Below are 20020 nucleotides of genomic sequence, written 5' to 3'. Positions count from 1 at the left end.
CTCGGTCGGTCGGCCGGTTCCAGTGGCATAACAAAGGGCTGCCGGACGCATACAGTTCTCACGGCTCCGGTCCGACGACGGACCAGCGATACACATGAGTTCCCACCACGACACCCCACGTCCGTTCCGCTACGACGCGGAGGTCGATCCCGGCGAGACCAGACACCTCCAGTACGAGGTCGGCGAGACGTATCTCGGCCGCCCGGTCGAGATCCCGGTGACGATCATCAACGGCGAGCACGCCGGCCCCCGCCTGTGCCTGAGTGCTGCCCTTCACGGGGACGAGGTCAACGGCGTGAAAGTACTCCAGGAGGTCGCCGACCGCTACGAGCCGGCCGATCTCCACGGTACAATCGTCTGCTTGCACGTCGTGAACGTCCCGGGCTACATCGCCCAGCAGCGCTACCTCCCCATCTACGATCAGGACCTCAACCGGTCGTTCCCGGGGAGCGAGAGCGGGTCGACCGCGTCTCGGATGGCGCGGATCATCTGGGATCGTTTCGTCAGCAAGTGCGACATCGGCCTGGACTTCCACACGTCGACACGCAACCGGATGACCGTCTTCCACGGGCGCGCCGACATGGACGACGCGGGCATCCAGCGACTCGTCGACGCCGCGGGGATCCCGCTCGTCATCTCGGGCGCCGGGAGCTCCGGGATGCTCCGTCGGGTCGCGACAGAACGGGGCACACCCATCGTCACCGTGGAGATGGGCGAGGCTAACCGCTTCCAGCCGATGCTCATCGACCTCGGGGTCCAGGCCGTCGAGAACGTCCTGGCGGCCTACGAGATGCACCCCGAGGCCGAGCCCAGCCGGCCGGAGTTACAGAAGGTCCTCACCAGCGAGGACCAGAAGAAGTGGATTCGGGCCGACCACGGCGGCCTCGTCGAGATGAAGTGGGGTCCCCTCCCCATCGTCGACGAGGGCGAGACGATCTGCGTCGTCTCCGATCACTTCAGAACGGAGGAACACGTCGTCGAGGCGCCGTTCGACGGGTTCCTCGCGGGCATCCTGGCGAACCCGCGCGTCCTGCCGGGGCACCCGCTCGTCCACCTGGTCGAGATCGACGACGAGGACCGCGAACTCGTCCGGGCGGCCTACGAGGATGTCGGGTTCGCCAGGCACGGCACCTTCCACTGGATGGGGAAGATGGGCGAGCAGCTGGCCGAACCGCTCTTGAGGGACCGCCCCGGGGAGTGAACCGCGAGCGACACTTCAGACCCCCTGACCGATGTCAGCGATCCACACGGAAGCACCGGCCGACCCGCTCGCCACGCTGTCGGTAGGACAGTGATGAACCGAACCGGCCGGTGTGGACGCGATCCAGCAACGCGGGGGAGAACGACGGGGCACCTGTGATGATCGGAGACGACGACTCGGCCTCGATATCCTTCCTCAGAGTGCTCCTCCTGGGTGTCGGGGTGTTGTCGATCGCCCTCGTACTCCCGTTCCTGCAGTTCGTGCTGGCGGCGGGGCTGCTCGCGTACCTCGTCGAACCGGTACACGACCGGCTCTCGAACCGTGTCTGGTCGACCGTCGCCGCCCTTCTGACGATGGTCGCGACGGGCGCGGTCGTTCTCGTGCCGCTCTTTCTCATCGTCGTGGTCGCTCTCGAACAGGCCGTATCAGTGCTCCAGCACGCTTCGCTTCCGGACATCGCGGCTGTCGAGGCCCTCTTTCGGCGGTGGATCGGCCCCGAAGTCGACCTTCCGGCGCTGGCCGGGCCGCTCGCCAGAGCCGCCGAGGCGGGGTTCCGGGGCCTCATCGGGAACCTCGCCGGAGCGCTGGGCACCATCCCGGCGTTCCTGGTCGGGTCCGTCGTCTTCCTGTTTTCGTTCTTCTATCTGCTGCGGGACGGTGACGATCTGGTCGATTGGCTCCGGGCGGCGGCCCCGCTCGATCCGGCGGTGGCCGACGAACTGCTCGGACGGATCGACGATCTCCTGTGGGCAGCGGTCGTGGGCAACGTCGTCGTCGCCGGTGTCCAGGCGATACTGACCGTCTTTGGCTTTCTGGTCATCGGATTCGACAACATCATCTTCTGGGGTGTGGTCACGTTCGCCCTGTCGCTGCTTCCGGTGATCGGCGCGTCCGTAGTCTGGCTCCCCGCGATGGGCTATCTCTTCGCCGTGGGTCGTATTCCAGCGGCGGTGGGACTGCTGGTGTACGGGAGCGTCGTCATCAGTGGGTCCGACAACGTGGTCCGTCCGCTGGCGATGCAACGTGGCGCGCGCCTCAACCCGGGGCTGCTCGTCCTCGGCATCTTCGGCGGCGTCGCAGTGTTCGGGTTCCTCGGTCTCTTCGTCGGACCGGTACTGATCGGTCTCTGCAAGGAACTCGTCGAGCTGTTAGGCGAGGAACGGGCGCACTGACCACCGGTCCGCTGCCCGAGTGCGTCACGGGGCCGAATAATGTGACAGTATCGAGAGCCGTGTGTGGCCTACCGGAGCTACGTGACGACTAACAAAGTATAGGAATGCCTATATTTCTCCCACTGGTGGCAATCTCGGTCGAGAGGCCCTGACCATGGCACTCACAAGCACCACACTGCGACTCGAAGCGCTCGCCGAAGACGCGTCCCTGTACGGGTTCCAGCAGATCCTCTCCCGCGGGACGCGGCACAGCGACACACGGTACGCGGACAGCAACGTCGACGCCGGCGTCGATCGCTGGGGCCGCCCTCGGTTCTACGGGCCGCAGTGGTCGGTGATCGACGGCTCGTGTGACGTGCCGCGTGTCGTCTCCGGGGGGTGACCGACGGTGGCCGTCATCCTCGAATCACTCGCCACGCTGTCGGTGCTTGTGTTCGTCGTGACCAGCATGCTCGCGATGGGGCTGAACCTCACCGTCGGGCAGATTCTCGACCCGCTGCGGGACCTCGCGCTGGTCGGAAAGGCGCTGCTGGCCAACTTCGTTCTCGTGCCACTACTCGCGTACGCGATCCTCCTCGTGATCCCGCTCAGCGACGCCCAGTCGATCGGGCTGATCCTGCTGGCGACGGCCGCCGGCGCGCCGTTCCTGCCGAAACTCGTCGAGATGGCGAAGGCCGACGTGGCCTTCGGCGTCGGGCTGATGGTGCTGTTGATGGTGGTGACGGTGGCGTACGTGCCGATCGTGCTCCCCTTTCTCCTGCCCGGTGTGCAGGTCGATCCGGTCGAGATCGCGAGTTCGCTCGTCGTCCTGATGCTCCTCCCGCTGGCGGTCGGTCTGTTCGTGAAGGCCCGCTACGCCGATACAGCCGCGAGCTGGCAACCGATCATCAATCAGGTTTCTTCGACCGCGCTCGTCTTCCTGGTGGTGCTCATGCTGGTCCTCAACTTCCAGACCCTGATCAGCGTGATCGGGACGGGTGCGTTGCTCGCGTTCGCCGTGCTCATCGTCGGATCGCTCGGCGTCGGGTGGCTGCTGGGCGGACCGAGCGAGGGCACCAGACCGGTGGTCGGCCTCGGCACCGCCCAGCGCAACGTCTCCGCCGCCCTCGTCGTCGGTGCCGCGAACTTCGAGGACCCGAACGTGGTGGTGATGCTCGTCGTCGGCGCGACGCTGATGGGCCTGCTCATCGTCGTCGCCGGCGAACTCGGCAAGCGCACCGAGCGGGCCGAACCGGCCCCGATGGGGGAGGAGGCGACCTATGACGATTGAGGCCGCTCGGTTCGTGGGGGGCGAACGCGACCGACGCTCGATCGCGAGTAAATAACTGTGCCGGTAGCCCCCGCCGACGCGGTCGACGCGCTGGGCTTCGTCCTCGGCCGCCTCCAGGGGCTTCTCGCCACCGTCTCCATCGTCGCCGTGATGGCCGCGATGGGGACCCAACTGACGCGGGGTGATGTCCGCAGGACGATCCGCGAGTACAACCTCGTCTCGCGGTGGGTTCTCGCGAACCTGCTCGCTGTCCCGCTGTTCGCAGTCCTGCTCGGGGCCGTGTTCGCCCTCCCGAACTCGATCCGCGTCGGACTGTTGCTCGTCGCAGTCGCACCCGGCGCTCCCTTCATCCCGCAGTTGGTCGCCATAACGGGCGTGAACTCACACGAGGCCGTCCGGCTGACCGCCGCCTTGACCATCGTCGCAACGGTGACCGTGCCGGTGCTCGTCGCTGGCACGCTCGCGCTCCTCGACCTCTCTACCCGGTTCGCGCCCTGGCGGTTTCTCGTCCCGTTGCTCGTCGTGCTCGTGCTCCCGCTGGTCGCCGGCGGCGTCGTCGGGGACAGACGACCGGCGCTCGCGGACGCCGCCGCGAGACGACTCACGCGCCTGGCCAACGTGGCGTTGCTCGGCGCGCTCGTCGCCGTCGTCGCCCTGGACTTCGGTGGCGCACTGCGCGTGGTCACGGCGCTGTTCGGGACCGGTGCCTTGTTCGTGATGACACTGTTCGTGCTCCTGACTATCCTCGTCGGCTGGTTCACGGGCGGTCCGACAGCCGAAAACCGACGAATCCTCGCGCTCGGGACGGCCGGGCGCAACGTCAACATCGCGCTGTTTATCGCGACCGGCGCGTTCCCGGCCACCGAGGCGGACGCAAGCATCGTCGCGTTCGCCGTCGTCATGCTCGTCGTGTCACTGCTCGTCACCTGGTACTGGCGACGGCATCCGCTCTCCGGTGAGACTGAATCGGGCGGCGAGGTGACGGGCTGAACAGCCCGGTGCGTCCCCGTGTGCCCGCCGGGGAATGCGAGCAGTGAGGCCAGGTCACCCGGGGAAGTGCCGATCGGTCGTCGGAGAAGTGAACAGCACCCTGTCGGGGTCTGGGTCGGAGCGCCGACACAGCGCAGCACCACCGCGCCGCTCTAGGTGGCCGTGGCTGGCGCTACGCCAGACGGTGAACGCCGGGAAAACGAGGCCCGCTGACCTGACCACGGTCGGCGGCCTCGGACGCCCGAACGGGACGAATCCGCCGTCTCCGTACGGGTAGTTATCTATACGTTCTCGGTCGGTTCTTCGGTTGGCTGTTCGGTCGGTTCTTCGGTTGGCTGTTCGGTCGGTTCCTCAGTCGGCTCCTCGGTTGGTTCTTCGGTTGGCTGTTCGGTCGGTTCCTCAGTCGGCTCCTCGGTCGGTTCTTCCGTTGGCTCCTCGGTCGGTTCTTCCGTTGGTTCTTCAGTCGGTTCCTCGGGCGGCATCTCCTCGGACGGTAGTTGGACCGTAGTGGTTGCGTCCTCCGTCAGGATGACCTCGAAGGGGGTGTCGGCTGGCGCTTCGTCGGGCTCCAGATAGCCGACGGCCAGTGCGGAGTGTGCCGTCCCGTTGTCCAGGGAGAGGTCGACAGTGGTGACGACCGTCCCGTTGTTACCTTCCGTCGCCGGTCGAATCTCGGCGGTGTAATTACCCGCCGGCACGGTCACGTAGTCGGACGCGTTCTGGAAGCTCACGTTGTCGGCGAGGACGACCTCACCGTCGGCGGTCGTCACGTCGACCGCGGGCGCGTCCGGCGCGAGGTGGACGATACTAACGGCGCTCTCGTTCTCGGCTGGCGTGAACGCGGTGTCACCGAAGGCGACCGGCTCGAAGGCCGTCTCAGCGTCCTCGCTGATCTCGCCGCTCGCGGCCAGCGTGGTGACGGTCCGGGGGTCGAGAGTGACTTCGCCCTCGAACACGACGGTGTCCGGGTCCTCGGCCGCCACGATGCTCACGTTGTACGTCCCCGCTTCGAGCGTCAGGTAGTCGCTGACGACACCGAACGGAACTTCAGCGAGGACGGTCTCGTTCTCGACGAGTACGTCGACCGGTGGTGCGTCCGGCGAGGCGTGGGCCACTCTGAGATACGTTGTTTGCTGTGGGTCTTGGTCGCTTTCGTCCGGCATCGGCTCTTCTTGGATCGCTGCGACTCCGCCAAGCGCCAGTGTACTCCCGACGAGTACGACCGAGAGCAGTACCGCTGTCAGCTTGCTGCTGTTTGGTTTCGATGTCTGCACGTTGCATCCCGTGGCACAGCCCAATCTTTGTTATACCGTCGCAATTTTCGGGAAACGTGTGCTCAAACCTCGCTAAGAAAACGGTATCTGACATCTCTGTCACCCGATGTCGTCGGGGCGGTTGCGGCGGTGGTTCGAGACCCGTCGAAGGGGGCAACACCGGACGTATCGCGCGAAGCAACCGGAGCGATTAGCCGTCGGTACCGAGGAATAACCCGAACGAACTCGGAGTAATTCGCGAGCAGACAACACGACCTCTCTGTGCAAACTAGTCCGATTTCTGCGGGTCGGTGACCGCAGCGACGGTGCTCGAACTGTCCTGTACTTACCGACCGGTCTCTACGAGCACCGATCGGAAAGCTGCGTAGATTGAAGCCGCTGACGGACGACCGTGGTGGAGCATGACGCGAGTTTCCTCTCAGGTTTCGACCGCGGTCTCGGTCGGCCGACTGTGCCTCCGAGTGTTCAGGGAACGCGACATGATGTACCACGCCGCTGCGATCTCTTACTACACGCTCGTCTCGCTGGTCCCGTTGCTCACCCTCCTGTTGTTCGTCACGACTGTCCTCCACGAGGAGGCCGTGGCCACGATGATCACTGCGTTCGTGGGGACGTACTTGCTCCCAGCGAACGAGGAGATCCTCCTCGAACAACTGGTAGGGCTCGCTCGGGCGGGCCATCACACGGTAATTGGTCTCGCCGTCGCGGTCTGGGGGGCGTTCAGAACAGTTACGGGTATCAAGCGCTCCTTCGCGGGACTCTACGAACCGGCGTCACGGGGTGTAGTCAAGCGCGTCCGCGAGACCGTTCTCACCTTCTTCACGGTCGGTTTCGCCCTCTTCGCAGCCGCCGGGACGGCGGCCGTCATCGGGTTTCTCGACCATCCGGGAAGCGTGTTCGGCCCGCTCGTCCTCGGTTTCACGCTCGTGATCGTCTTCTTTCCGATCTACTACTTTCTCCCCGACGCGGACCTCTCGGCGAGTGAGGTACTCCCAGGTGCAGTCCTCGCCGCGACCGGCTGGAGCGTGCTCAGCACACTGTTTGGCTCGTACATTGGCTTCACGGGTGGAAGCGGGGCGGGCGTTGTCGGATCCGTTCTCCTGCTCTTGACCTGGTTCTACATCGCAGGGATCCTCCTCCTCTTCGGTTGTGTCCTGAACGCGGTGTTGGTCGGGCACGTGTAGCGGTTGCCTGTGTCGCACTGCCGTCTGCGTTCCAACCGCTCACGTCACCCAGTCCGGGCAACGGCCGGGCGGGGCCGTGGTTCGACCGCCGGCGATAGACGGCGACGGTCGGACTCGACCGGGACAGTTCGGGGGGAGAGCAGTTGCGTTCGGGGTTCGTCTGCTGGGAAAGAGGCGTCGACCGGTTCGACGATAACGATCGCGTCGAAGCCCTGTTCGGCCGCGATCGTCGTCCGGATATCGTCGGCCAACCCCTCGGGTGGGGGACCACCTCCCGTGTCGACGAGGACAGTTACCTCGATCTGTTCGCCAAACAGGACGTGTCTGAGTGGCGAGACATCGATATGCGTCTCCACGTGGCGAACGCCCTGGTACTCCGCTTTGTTGAGGACCTCGTCGATCTCTTCGTGGAGGGACGTTTCGAACCGAGCGTCGACGAGCGAGAGGGCACTGATTGCGACGAGCACGCTGCTCAGGACCAAGAGCGCGACGACGATGACACTCAGGGTAAGGGCAGTTTGTCTCCGGGCCGACCCGGTCCGTTCCGTGTCGACCGGGCGGTACCCCGTCACCCACAGGAGCCCGAGCGCGACGAGGTTGACCGCCAGGAGATTGACGAGCAGCAAGGTTCCGGCTTCGACTATCGCGAGCGGGTCGTTCCACGCGATGCCGATTCCGACGGTCGCAGCCGGCGGGACCAACGCGACTGCGATCATCGCCCCGACGAGGACCGACGAGACGCCCCTGGTGAGGCTGAACACGGCTGCGACACCGGCACCGATGGCGATGACGAGCGAGAGCACGTTCGGCGTGAGCCGCTCTTGAACCTGCGGGACGGCGAACGGATCGAAGCCGGGTGGCACAAGCAGCGTCTCTTTCAACAGTAGCGAGAACGCCAGTGCGCTGACGACGGCGAGTCCCACTCCCAAGACCTGCAACCCGACGCCGCGGCGGAAGAGCGTCCGGTTCGACAGCACGCTCCCGACGGACGCAGCGATCGCCGGCCCCATCACGGGTGCGATGATCATCGCGCCGATGATCACGGCTGCGGAGTTCGAGAGGAGACCCGTCGTCGCGACGACCGCGCTCACGATCGTCATCACCACGAAGGTCGACAGCGCGGGCGCCATGTCCTCCGCCCGAGCGATGAGTTCGGGGCGTGAGAGTGTCGGGTCGGCGTAGTTGGACCGGAGTTCGTCGAACCGTTTCGAGACGACCGTCTCCGCTGCGACGATCACCGTGAAGCCGTCCTCTTCGAGTCCGACGGCCCGCAAGCGATTCAGTACCGGTTCGACCGCGTTCGACGGCAGTGGAAACGACACCTGGGCTTCGTACTCGTCTCTGCCGACCTCCCGAGAGACCGCGTAGTCGATCCCCTCGTCGTCTAACTCCTGGAGGACAGCGTTTCGCTTCCCTCGGGGGACGAGCACGTGAACGAGTCGCATAATTGATGCTATACGCTGTCGAGTTATGAATCTCGTGCAGAGGTATCGAACCGACTCGTCATCACCTCTTGCATGATCTCAGGCCAACTAACGACTTCTACATCGCAGTTTGTCACCCGCTCTCTGGGGCATCTGCTCCGGGACCGAACCGATCGGGTCTCGGTACGCTCTGCTCCGCTACGGGCCTTTGTCAGAGCGGCCCAGCCTGAGTATAGTCGTTGGTCTATCGACGCGTCGCCCGGACGCTCCCGGTTGGCTTCCACTACCCCCGGTTCGGCCAGTCGACGGACCCAGGCGCTGTCGTGAGTTTCGGCACGATACCCCGAGCCATCCACAGTCGGTTGTTCTGTCCACTGTTTTCGGAACTTACCGGTGATCGGTCGAACGGAACGGTTAAGCTACCCGCCGGGAAGGACAGCGCAAGACGATGAAACGCTGTTCCCATCCCGACTGTTCGTGGCAGCCGATCGCCGCGTCGACGGCCGGCGCCCGGACCGCACTGTTGCGACATTTGGTCACCGAACACGGGGCGGAAGACGACGCGGTAACCGTCGACTGGTTCGAACGCTCCCCTGGGGAGACATCAGACCGGCGGTCCCACGACCACGAACAGGTCTTCATCGTCCTCGAAGGGGACCTCCGCCTCCACACCGAGGACGAATCGATCGAGCTGACGACCGGCGATTCGCTATCGATCGAGGCCGGCCAACGGTATCACAGCGAAAACCACGGTGAGCGCCCCTGTGTCGGGATCAGGACCGCCGCGCCCGGGTTCGAGCGCGCGAACTGAGGGGAAAGACGGCAACAGCGGGGTGGCGTCCGGCACTGGGGTCGTCCCCTGGCGGACTGTCCCGCTGTCGTGGCCAACAGCGCGATCGGTGTGGGCGGTAAGCCCCTGTTTCTTTTTGTCGACGGCGGCGGGGTATCGTTACGGTTCGCATGGCCCGGTACCCCGTGAGATTCCTGCGCATCGTTCGCAGTTTCCTCCCGTTCGCGCTCGTGCTGTTGCGAGACCGGAACCGGTTCGTCCTGTTCGGCAGTTCACGGACCGTCACGGCGGCCAGGCAGCGGACACGGGCCAGGGAGCTCAGGGAGACGCTACTGGCCCTCGGGCCGACGTTCGTCAAGATCGGACAGGTCCTCTCGACCCGCCCGGATGTCGTTCCGCCGGTCTACGCCGAGGAGTTCGCCGTCCTGCAGGACGCCGTCCCGTCCGGGCCGCTCGGCGAGATGGAGCCGGCCGCAGCGGGTGACCTGGACCGGGACGCCTTCGACGAGTTCGACCCCGATCCGATCGCCGGCGGCTCGCTCGCGCAGGTGCACGAGGCGCGGTATCGCGGCCAGCGCGTCGCAGTGAAGGTCCGGCGGCCGGGTGTCGTGGACCTCGTCGAGACCGACCTGCGCGTCCTCCGTCGCCTCATCCCGGTGATCGCGATGGTCGCTCCCGCGCGACACCGGTTCTCGCTGCGGAACCTGACGGGGGACTTCGAGCGCATCATCCTCGAAGAACTCGACTTCGAGCGCGAGGGGCGAGTGATGGACGAGATCCGGGCGAACTTCGCGGGCGACGACTCCGTCCTGATACCGCGGCGGTTTCCCGAAGTCTCCTCGGAGAGCGTCCTCACGATGTCGTTCGTCGAGAGCATCAAGATCACCGACGTGCCGGCGCTCAGGGCCGCGGGGTTCGACCCGGAGGAAGTCGCCCGAAAGGTGGCGAACGCCTACTTCGAAATGGGGATCGAACACGGGCTCTTCCACGGCGACCCCCACCCGGGGAACCTGGGTATCGACAGCCGGGGCCGGATCGTCTTCTACGACTTCGGGATGACCGGCCGGTTCACTCGGGAGATGCAAGACGCGGTCGTCGGCCTCTATCTCGGCGTCGCCCGGCGGGACATGGACGGGATCATCGACATCCTGATCGACCTCGGAACGCTCGACCCGACTGTCGACCGGGCGGCGATCGCTCACGTCCTCGGCCTCGTCGTGGAAGACCTGGAAGGGCGCGGCGTCACCGACTGGCGCGAGATCATCGCGGAGGCGATGGCCGTGCTCCAGTCGTTCCCGTTTCGCATCCCGCCCGATCTCATGCTCGTCATCCGTGTCGGGACCGTCGGGGAAGGCGTCCTGCGCCAGATCGACCCGGACTTCGACTTCGTCGCCGCTGCGCGGGCGTTCCTCGTCGCCCACGGGTACATGTGGCGCGGGATCGAAGCCGTTCCCCGGGAGCTTCGGGGGGACGTGATCGCGTCGGCACGCTCGGCCGTCAGGCTCCCGTCGGCGCTCGAACGGGTGCTCGATCAGGTCGCCCAGGGCGAACTCGCCATCGAGGGACTGAAACTCGAAACGCCGCTGGTCGCCATCGGGCGAGTGCTCGCCTACGCCCTGATCACCGCGGCCTGGATCGTGGGATCGTCGGTCCTCACCGACACGAACCCGATCTTCGGGGCCATCGGGTTCACCATCGCGACCGTCATGACGGTGCTGTTCCTCGTCGCCCTCAGGAACGCACGCCGGGCCGAGCGGTAGCCCGTTTCGGCTCTCTCTGGCCGTCGTCGCCTCACCCGGACGGAGCGTCCCCGTCGTCTCCTCCGGAGTCACTGCGCTCCATCGAGCCGTTTCCGGCCGGCGCGGCCTCGGCCGACCGCACGGGCTCGGGGTCGGCCCCGACGAGGCGCGGGAGAACGTCGACGACGAACTCGACCGTCAGGACCATCAGTAACGGGCCGGCGAAGATCCCGTACCACCCCAACAGCACCGGTCCCAGCAGGTACGCGAACATGACGAGCCCGATGTGGTACGCCTTCCCCGAGAGGGCCGGGCGGATGTACGTCCGGACGACGTTGTCGAACACGAGCACCATCAGGACGAAGAAGACGACCGGGATCCAGAGCAGCGCCGGACGGACGCTGACCGCCTGTAGCGAGAGCACAGCCACGATGAACGCGTAGACGATCGAGCGCCCAACGAGTGGGATCAACGTGAAGACGCCGGTGACGACGGCCAGGAGCAGCGGCGACGGGATACGGAGTCCCTCGGGCACGATCAGGTTGAAGAGGCTGTAGACGACGGCCGCCAGTACGATGACGACGAAGATAGTGAGCGTGTACCCGAAGTAGACGGATGTCAGGCCCCGGTCGACGTTGCGGAGGTAGTCGGCGGTCAGCGAGTCCGGCCCCAGGACGGTGCGCTCGAACCACCCCGCGAGCCGTCGGTCCTCGGCGAGCAGGAAAAAGGCGAACAGGAGCGCGAGAAACGTGTTGAACAGCGTTCCAGTGACCGCCCCGACGGCGACCCCGAACTGGCCCAGTACCGAGGTGAGTTCGGGGTCGTCGAGTAGCAGGGTCACGATCTCGACGGGGTCCGTCGGGAGATTCTCCGTCTGGATCGGGAGGCGTTCGACGAGTGCCACCACCGCCTCCGACGAGAGGAGTTCGAGAGCCTGTCCCAGCGCGACCGAGAGGAACACCACGAGGAACAGGAGGACCGGGAGGATGACGAACGTGAGCGTGAGTCCGGCGGTCACCGACCGGGAGGCGATCCGCCGCTGGAGCCAGCGGGCGACCGGACGGCCGACGTAGTAGGTGAACAGCCCGAAGACGATCCAACCGACGTACCTGACGCCGACCCACACCAGGACGGCGAACAGGGCGACGCCGAGCAGCCACCAGGTCAGGGGGGTCTGCCGGAGCCACAGGCGTAACGAGCCCTCGCCCTGCGCGTCCTCGGCCATGCGGACTGTACGTCCGGATAATAGTTAACACTTTGTCACGAACTCCGGCCGCCCGAGGCTGTCACGCGAACAACAGGACGACCGTGTAGAGGACCGCACCGGCCGCGAACGCGACGAACCGGCTCTCGCTCAGATCGGGGAGTTCCTCCTTGATGACGTTGAGAACGATCGCACCCGCCAGGAACCCGAACAGGGTCGCGACGAGGAGGTCCCCGAGTTCGACGGCGACTCCGACACCGCCCCCCAACAGCGTCGCACCGGCGAGAACCCAGCGACCGGTTCGATCGAACTCGTCCCCGTGGTGCCGGCGGAGGCCGTAGTCCGTGATCCCGAAGTGAAGCCCCATCGCCAGCGCGTAGAAGAACAGGTTCGAGAGCCCTCGCACTTCCTGGTGGAACAGCAGGTACCCGATGACGCCGCTGTAGAGCGCGAAGACGGCGACGTGCGCCCAGAAGACCAGCGACGACCCCTCGGTGTTGCCCGAGCGGTGCGCGACGGCGACTTCCACCCCGTAGAAGGCGACAAACCCGAACAGTGCCAGCAGATACACGTACTGCTCGGCGATCAGCGCCTCGCCGCGGAGTTCGCCGACGGTCAGGGCAGTCTCGCTCACTTCGGGAAGCAGCAGGACGAAGACGTACGCGACCGTCGCCCCACCCGCGGCGGAGAGCAACTGCCGATTCCGGCCGAACACGGTGACCTTTAGCCGTCCGGTACGGAGATGTACGAGCGCGAGCGCCACCGTGAACAGGCCCGCAGCGACCGGGAAGTTGTCGGCCGATCCGGCGAGCACCGCGATCATCCGGTGTGCCCTCCTGTGTCGCCCACCGGCGCCCCCCGGTGTGACCGACCGCCCCGTCTCACGCCGTCACGGCGTTTCGGCGACCACACACCGAAACCCCACGTGGCTCGTCGAGGTGTCGATCGGTTCGGGGTACCGCGCCGCCGGCCGGTACCGGAAGCAGTAGTTCGGCGCACAGAGGTGTGACCCGCCCTTGAGGACCTTCCGGGGAACCTCCGAGGGGTCTCGCGGGTCGACGCTCTGGTCTTCGGAGACGCCGCGTGGGTTCGTCGGCGTACAGCAGGCGGGCGAGTCGGACGCGCCAGCGGTCGGGTCGTCGCTGTACCAGTCGCGAGTCCACTCCCAGACGTTCCCGGCCGCGTCGACGAGTCCGAACCCGTTCTCGGGGAACGCTCCGACCGGCGACGTTCGGGCGTAGCCGTCGAGTTCCGTGTTCTCGTGGGGAAACTCGCCCTGCCACGTGTTCGCCATCAACCGGCCGGGGACGTGTTCGTCACCCCAGACGAACCGTTTGCCCTCCAGACCGCCGCGGGCGGCGCGCTCCCACTGGGTCTCCGTCGGCAACTGCTTGCCGGCCCAGTCGGCGAACGCCGCCGCGTCCTCGTGGGCGACGTGGACGACTGGGTGGTCCATCCGACCGTCGAGGTCACTGTCCGGCCCGCGTGGGTGTCGCCAGTCCGCACCGGGGACGTACTCCCACCACTCGTTCGGGTCCCGGTGGTCTACCGGCCCGTCCGGCTGTCGGAACACCGCCGATCCCGGGACCAGGTCCTCGGGGGCTACCCCGGGGTAGTCCTCGGGGTCGGGGTCGCGTTCGGCGACCGTCGTGTAGCCGGTGTCGGCGACGAACGCGGCGAACTCCCGGTTCGTCGTGGGCGCGCGGTCCATCCAGAAGCCGTCGACCGTGACGGTCCGGACGGGCGCTTCTTCGGGGTAGAACTCCTCGGAGCCCATCCGGAAGGTTCCACCCGGTATCCACTCCATCTCGGGTTCCGGCGGGTCACCCGGTGGGCTCGTGCGTGCCGTCTCTGAATGCGAAGTCATGGGTTCTGGGTGTGGGACTGTGTCTGTTGGCCGGACCGTTCACTCCTGAGCCATGAGGCGGTCCATCTCTTTTTCCTCGTGGACGAACGGTTCGCCGCTGACATCCACGACCACCCGCGCGATATCGCCGGTGAACGCGAACGGCGCACGGTCGCGGTAGGCGTCGGTGACGGCGCTGACGCTGTCCTTGCCACAGCTCAAGCCCGCGACGATCCCAATCATGTTCGGGACCGTCTTCGGGAGGTCGCCCTGGCCAACCTGCTGGTCGCCGTAGTAGAGGCTGACCGTCGCAGGAACGCCCTTCCCGTTGGCGACATCTGGTTCGCCGGTCGCCTCGAACTCCAGCCGCACCGAGATGTCGCCCTCCGGGAGGGGCTCGTCCGCCGAGACCAGATACTCCTCGACGCCGACGTAGTTGTGGACGTAGTGTAGTCGGTTGTCGTCGACGTACAGGCTGTAGCCGCCCGACCGGCTCCCGTGGGCGAGCAGGACGCCCTCCGCGCCGCCGACTGGCACGGTCAGGTCCGCGGTGATGCTGTGGTCGCGGTTCAGTACGCGCACGGCGGCGTTCTCGGGGACGTGCTGGCCGCCCGGGTGGTAGACGTACTGGTCACGGGCTTTCCCTGGCTGTGGCCTGGGCTCGCCCAGTCGCTCGACGCCGCGGCCGTCGAGCGGGAGCACGTCGTACTTGCCGGCCTCGGTCCACCATAGCTGTGCGAGTTCCAGCACCTTCTCGGGGTGCTCGCCCGAGACATCGTTCGCCTCCGCGAAGTCCTCCTCGAGGTTGTACAGTTCCCAACCCGAATCCTCAAGACTGGTCGCCGAGAGGTCCTCGGCGGTGATCCGTTCCCCGAACGGCCACGGGTGGACCGCTCGCCAGCCGTCGTGGTAGATGGCGCGCGTCGCGATCATCTCGAAGTACTGGGTAGTGTGCTGTTCAGGTGCGTCTGGGTTCTCGAAGGTGTACGCGAAGCTCTCGCCCTCGATGGGCGACTGCGAGTACCCCTTGACCTCCTCGGGCGGGTCGATGCCGACCGCTTCGTAGATGGTCGGCGCGATGTCGATGGCGTGGACGAACTGGTCGCGGACCTCGCCCGCGGCGTCGATGCCTTCGGGCCAGGAGACGACGAGCGGATCGCTCGCCCCGCCGCGGTAGGTCTCTCGCTTCCAGCGCCGGAACGGGGTGTTGCCCGCCCACGCCCACCCCCACGGGTAGTGGTTGAAGTAGTCGGGCCCGCCGAGGTCGTCCATCGCTTCGAGGTTCTCCTCCAGACTCTCGGGGACGTTGTTGAAGAAGCGGTTCTCGTCGACCGACCCGGTGGGACCGCCCTCGGCGCTGGCGCCGTTGTCCGAGACGAGCATCACGAGGGTGTCGTCGAGTTCGCCCAGTTCTTCGAGGTAGTCGAGCACCTTCCCGATCTGAGCGTCGGTGTGTTCGAGGAAGCCGGCGAACACCTCCATCATCCGGGCGTACAGGCGCTGTTCGTCCTCCGAGAGCGACGCCCACTCGCGAACGTCCGGATTCCGCGGGGACAGTTCTGTATCCTCGGGCACGACACCCTCCTTCTTCTGTTGCTCCAGGATCTGCTCGCGGGCCGCGTCCCAGCCCATGTCGAACTCGCCTTCGTACTTCTCGATCCACTCCTCGGGGACCTGGTGAGGGGCGTGGCACGCCCCGGGACAGAAGTACGTGAAGAAGGGTTTGTCCGGGTCGACCTGCTTCGCGTCGCCGATGAACTCGATCGCGCGCTGAGCGATGTCCTCGGTGAAGTGGTAGCCCTCCTCGGGGGTCGCTGGCGGCTCGGTCTGGTGGTTGTCGTGGACGAGTGCGGGCGTGTACTGATCGGTGTCGCCACCGAGGAACCCGTAGAACCGTTCGAATCCTCGCTGTAACGGCCACTGGTCGTACGGGCCGGCCGCGCTCGTCGATTCCGCGGGCGTGAGGTGCCACTTGCCGAGGTGGTAGGTGCTGAACCCCTCCTCGACGAGGGCCTCCGAGACCATCCCGTTCTCGTGGGGGATGTGCCCGTTGTAGCCGGGGAAGCCCGTCGACGCCTCGGTGATGCCGGCCATCGCGTTCGAGTGGTGGTTCCGACCGGTCATCAGACAGCTCCGCGTCGGCGAGCAGAGTGCCGTCGTGTGGAAGTTGTTGTACCGGAGGCCGTTCTCGGCGAGACGGTCGATGTTCGGCGTGTCGACGAGGCCGCCGAAACAGCCCAGTTGGCCGAAACCGACATCGTCGAGGGTGATCAACAACACGTTCGGGGCGTCCTCGGGTGCTCGCGTCTCCGCGGGCCACCAGGGCTCGGATTCGTCGTACGTACGGCCGACGTGGCCGTGGAATTCTCGGTCTGGCATCGGGTTCTCTTGGTTCGGTTATTCTCTCGCCATGAGGCGGTCCATCTCTTTTTCCTCGTGGACGAACGGTTCGCCGCTGACATCCACGACCACCCGGGCGATGTCGCCGGTGAACGCGAACGGCGCACGGTCGCGGTAGGCGTCGCTGGTCGCGTTGACCGCGTCGTAGCCACAGCTCAGTCCGGCGGTGAGCCCGGTCGTGAGGGGAGTCGTGACGGGAATCTCGGCTTCGCCGACCTGTCTATCGTCGTAGTAGAGCCGGACGGTCCCGGGCGCCCCTTTCCCGTTGGCCACGTCCGCCTCGCCCGTCACCTCGAACTCCATCCGGGCGGAGACATCGCCCTCAGGGAGCATCTCGTCGGCAGCGACGTGATACTCCTCGACGCCGACGTAGTTGTGGACGTACTTCAGCCTGTTCTCGTCGACGTACAGGGCGTAGCCGCCCGACCGGCTCCCGTGAGCGAGCAAGACGCCCTCCGCGCCGCCCACCGGCACTACCAGGTCCGCCGTGATGCTGTGGTCGCGGTTGAACACTTTGACGGCGGCGTTCTCGGGGACGTGCTGGCCACCCGGATAGTAGACGTACCGATCGCGGGGTTTGCCCGGCTGTGGTCGCGCTTCCGCGAGCCGCTGGGTACCGCGGCCGTCCAGGGGGAGGACGTTGTGGCGACCGGCCTCGGTCCACCACAACTGGGCGAGCTCCAACACCTTCTCCGGGTGTTCGCTGGCTACGTCGTGGGCCTCCGAGAAGTCCTCCTCGACGTGGTAGAGCTCCCAGCCCGAGTCCTCGAGGGTGGTCGCAGAGAGGTCCTCGGCGGTCATCGGCTCGCCGAACGGCCAGGGGTGGACCGCCCGCCAGCCGTCGTGATAGATGGCACGCGTGCCGAGCATCTCGAAGTACTGGGTGGTGTGTTGTTCGGGCGCGTCGGGTTCGTCGAATGTGTAGGCGAAGCTCGTCCCTTCGATCTCCGACTGCGAGTAGCCTTTGACCTCGTCGGGCGCGTCGATACCGGTCGCTTCCAGTATCGTGGGCACGATGTCGATGGCGTGGACGAACTGGTCACGGACCTCGCCTTCGGCCTCGATGCCCTCGGGCCAGGAGACGACGAGCGGATCGCTCGCCCCGCCGCGGTAGGTCTCTCGCTTCCAGCGCCGGAACGGGGTGTTGCCCGCCCACGCCCACCCCCACGGGTAGTGGTTGAAGTGCTCGGGGCCGCCGAGGGTGTCCATCGCTTCGAGGTTGTCTTCGAGGTCCTCGGGGACGTTGTTGAAGAAGCGGTTCTCGTTGACAGAGCCGGTGTGGCCCCCTTCGGCGCTAGCGCCGTTGTCCGAGACGAGCATCACGAGGGTGTTCTCAAGCTCGCCCAGTTCTTCGAGGTAGTCGAGCACTCTCCCGATCTGGGCGTCGGTGTGCTCGAGGAAGCCGGCGAACACCTCCATCATCCGGGCGTACAGGCGCTGTTCGTCCTCCGAGAGCGACGCCCACTCGCGAACGTCCGGATTCCGCGGGGACAGCTCCGTGTTCTCGGGCACGACGCCTTCTTTCTTCTGTTGCTCCAGGATCTGCTCGCGGGCCGCGTCCCAGCCCATGTCGAACTCGCCTTCGTACTTCTCGATCCACTCCTCGGGGACCTGGTGGGGGGCGTGGCACGCCCCGGGACAGAAGTACGTAAAGAAGGGTTTGTCCGGGTCGACCTGCTTCGCGTCGCCGATGAACTCGATCGCGCGCTGAGCGAGGTCCTCGGTCAGGTGATACCCCTCTTCGGGCGTTGTCGGTGGCTCGGTCTGGTGGTTGTCGTGGACGAGTGTCGGCGTGTACTGGTCGGTGTCGCCGCCGAGGAAGCCGTAGAACCGTTCGAAACCACGCTGTAACGGCCACTGATCGTACGGACCGGCCGCGCTCGTCGATTGGGCGGGCGTGAGGTGCCACTTGCCGAGGTGGTGCGTGCTGAACCCTTCCTCGACGAGCATCTCGGGGATCATTCCGTTCTCGTGGGGAATGTTCCCGTTGTAGCCGGGGAAGCCCGTCGAGATCTCGGTAATGCCGGCCATCCCGTTCGAATGGTGGTTTCGGCCGGTCATGAGACACGACCGCGTGGGCGAGCACAGGGCGGTCGTGTGGAAGTTGTTGTACCGGAGGCCGTTCTCGGCGAGACGGTCGATGTTCGGCGTGTCGACGAGGCCGCCGAAACAGCCCAGTTGGCCGAAGCCGACATCGTCGAGGGTGATCAACAACACGTTCGGTGCGTCTTCGGGCGCTCGCGTCTCCGCGGGCCACCACGGTTCCGATTCGTCGTACGTACGGCCGATTTGGCCGTGGAATTCTCGGTCTGGCATTGTCTCGTTCCGTCCGGCGTGCGTTGCCATCCCGCGCCGGGACGCCCGGTAGCGCCGATCCGCTCGGCACCGTGGATACCCGTCCCGATGTCGGAGTGGCCTGTCGCCGATGGCCGGACTTGTCAGTGTCCGACTATAGTTATGCGACGCTAGGACGGGACGAAGCAGACGTTACCGGACGGTACACTCGGATTGTTTCGCAGTAAGTGGCGATATATTCGCTCCCAGGCACTGTATCACTGGATAGCGGATCAACGGTTTAGTGCTCGCCGTCCTAGATGTGGTGTGTTCACGATGCTTACGGGACCCCCGTTGGTTGGGCAGACAGGACCGATAGTCGACCAACTCCTCACCTGGGAGCGCGGGTTCCTCCGCGGGATCACGGTATTCGCCGTCGCGCTGCTCGTCGTGTACTTCGTCGCCCGGTTCGTCGTCGTCAGGCGGGTCGTCCGGTGGCTGGCCAAGGAGGGCGTCGAGCCGTCGGTCGTCAGCATGGCACGACTCGCCGGACAGATCGGGAGCGCGGTCCTCGCGTTCGGCGTTTCGACATCCGTCGCGGGGTTTGGTTCGATCACGACGGCGCTGTCGGCCGTCAGTGGCGCTGTCGCGATCGGGCTCGGCCTGGCCGCGAACGACCTCATCGGGAACCTCCTCGCCGGGCTGTACATCATCAACGAGGACCTGTTCGAGGTCGGCGACTGGATCGAGTGGGAGGACCAGCGCGGCCGCGTCGAGCGGATCGACCTCCGGGTCACGCGTCTCCGGACGTTCGACAACGAGCAGGTGGCCGTCCCTAACGCGACGCTGGCGAACACGACCGTGACCAATCCGATGGCCTTCGGCCGACTCCGCATCTCGGTGCAGTTCGATGTCGGCCCCGGCGACATCGATCGCACGATCGAGATTATCCAGGAGGAAGCCAGCGCGTTCCCCGAGATCATGGCCGAACCGGCGCCGAGCGTCCGGATTACCGAGCTGGGCGACACCTACGTCGGGCTGAAAGCGCGGGTCTGGATGTCCCACCCCTCTCGGTCGGACTTCAACCGGCTCCGGACGGCGTACGTCCGGAACGTGCTGAACCGACTGGTCGAGGCGGGGATCGAAGCGGACCCGAGCCCCGTCCGCGTCTCCGGTGATCTCGAAGTCACCTGAGGGTGGCGAACCGACTCGATCGAACGCGACGCGACGGAGCCACGCCGCCCGCGCCGTC

General features: G+C 66.1%; 16 protein-coding genes. 9 read left to right on the top strand and 7 right to left on the bottom strand.

The window, feature by feature from the left end; translation table 11 throughout:
• The first annotated feature begins 94 nt into the window (after positions 1-94).
• The 5 genes from P1L40_RS19470 (at position 95) to P1L40_RS19450 (ending at position 4633) form a co-directional block, all read left to right on the top strand.
• A complete protein-coding gene (locus tag P1L40_RS19470) occupies positions 95-1201 on the top strand; it encodes a succinylglutamate desuccinylase/aspartoacylase family protein (protein ID WP_284011470.1) in 1107 nt (368 codons plus the stop codon).
• 158 nt (positions 1202-1359) lie between these two features.
• Complete coding sequence (locus tag P1L40_RS19465; protein WP_284011469.1) at positions 1360-2373, top strand: AI-2E family transporter; 1014 nt, start codon at positions 1360-1362, stop codon at positions 2371-2373.
• Between the two features lie 154 nt (positions 2374-2527).
• Positions 2528-2755, top strand: coding sequence for a hypothetical protein (locus P1L40_RS19460; protein WP_284011468.1), 228 nt, complete (start codon positions 2528-2530; stop codon positions 2753-2755).
• 6 nt (positions 2756-2761) lie between these two features.
• Positions 2762-3643 (top strand): bile acid:sodium symporter family protein, encoded by an 882-nt coding sequence (locus tag P1L40_RS19455; RefSeq protein WP_284011467.1) that lies wholly within the window; start codon positions 2762-2764, stop codon positions 3641-3643.
• Positions 3644-3700: 57 nt separating this feature from the next.
• On the top strand, positions 3701-4633 hold the full coding sequence (locus P1L40_RS19450) for a bile acid:sodium symporter family protein (RefSeq protein WP_284011466.1): 933 nt from the start codon (positions 3701-3703) through the stop codon (positions 4631-4633).
• A 281-nt stretch (positions 4634-4914) separates the two neighbouring features.
• Here the strand turns inward: P1L40_RS19450 and P1L40_RS19445 are convergent, their stop codons facing one another.
• Positions 4915-5907 carry a DUF4397 domain-containing protein gene (locus tag P1L40_RS19445; protein ID WP_284011465.1) on the bottom strand — a complete coding sequence of 331 codons (993 nt, stop codon included), beginning with the start codon at positions 5905-5907 and terminating at the stop codon, positions 4915-4917.
• A 401-nt stretch (positions 5908-6308) separates the two neighbouring features.
• Between P1L40_RS19445 and P1L40_RS19440 the strand changes: the two genes are divergently transcribed.
• Complete coding sequence (locus P1L40_RS19440) at positions 6309-7091, top strand: YihY/virulence factor BrkB family protein (protein ID WP_284011464.1); 783 nt, start codon at positions 6309-6311, stop codon at positions 7089-7091.
• 44 nt (positions 7092-7135) lie between these two features.
• Here P1L40_RS19440 and P1L40_RS19435 read toward each other — a convergent pair whose 3' ends face one another.
• Positions 7136-8536 carry a TIGR00341 family protein gene (locus P1L40_RS19435; protein WP_284011463.1) on the bottom strand — a complete coding sequence of 467 codons (1401 nt, stop codon included), beginning with the start codon at positions 8534-8536 and terminating at the stop codon, positions 7136-7138.
• Between the two features lie 427 nt (positions 8537-8963).
• Between P1L40_RS19435 and P1L40_RS19430 the strand changes: the two genes are divergently transcribed.
• Positions 8964-9326: a cupin domain-containing protein gene (locus P1L40_RS19430; RefSeq protein ID WP_284011462.1), complete on the top strand. Its 363-nt coding sequence runs from the start codon at positions 8964-8966 to the stop codon at positions 9324-9326.
• Between the two features lie 164 nt (positions 9327-9490).
• Positions 9491-11065: an ABC1 kinase family protein gene (locus P1L40_RS19425; protein ID WP_284011461.1), complete on the top strand. Its 1575-nt coding sequence runs from the start codon at positions 9491-9493 to the stop codon at positions 11063-11065.
• A gap of 31 nt (positions 11066-11096) precedes the next feature.
• Here the strand turns inward: P1L40_RS19425 and P1L40_RS19420 are convergent, their stop codons facing one another.
• The 5 genes from P1L40_RS19420 to P1L40_RS19400 form a co-directional block, all read right to left on the bottom strand.
• A complete protein-coding gene (locus P1L40_RS19420) occupies positions 11097-12269 on the bottom strand; it encodes an AI-2E family transporter (RefSeq protein ID WP_284011460.1) in 1173 nt (390 codons plus the stop codon).
• A gap of 61 nt (positions 12270-12330) precedes the next feature.
• Complete coding sequence (locus P1L40_RS19415) at positions 12331-13071, bottom strand: hypothetical protein (protein ID WP_284011459.1); 741 nt, start codon at positions 13069-13071, stop codon at positions 12331-12333.
• A 66-nt stretch (positions 13072-13137) separates the two neighbouring features.
• Positions 13138-14115 carry a formylglycine-generating enzyme family protein gene (locus tag P1L40_RS19410; RefSeq protein ID WP_284011458.1) on the bottom strand — a complete coding sequence of 326 codons (978 nt, stop codon included), beginning with the start codon at positions 14113-14115 and terminating at the stop codon, positions 13138-13140.
• A gap of 39 nt (positions 14116-14154) precedes the next feature.
• On the bottom strand, positions 14155-16473 hold the full coding sequence (locus tag P1L40_RS19405; RefSeq protein WP_284011457.1) for an arylsulfatase: 2319 nt from the start codon (positions 16471-16473) through the stop codon (positions 14155-14157).
• Between the two features lie 18 nt (positions 16474-16491).
• On the bottom strand, positions 16492-18810 hold the full coding sequence (locus P1L40_RS19400) for an arylsulfatase (protein ID WP_284011456.1): 2319 nt from the start codon (positions 18808-18810) through the stop codon (positions 16492-16494).
• A 294-nt stretch (positions 18811-19104) separates the two neighbouring features.
• On the opposite strand from P1L40_RS19400, the gene P1L40_RS19395 reads away from it, so the two are divergent.
• Positions 19105-19962, top strand: a complete 858-nt coding sequence (locus P1L40_RS19395; RefSeq protein WP_284011455.1) for a mechanosensitive ion channel family protein — start codon at positions 19105-19107, stop codon at positions 19960-19962.
• Positions 19963-20020: the final 58 nt, after the last annotated feature.

Origin of the sequence: Haloarcula pelagica (assembly GCF_030127105.1) — an archaeon.
Lineage (GTDB): Archaea > Halobacteriota > Halobacteria > Halobacteriales > Haloarculaceae > Haloarcula > Haloarcula pelagica.
This window is presented reverse-complemented; position numbering and strand designations above follow the sequence as displayed.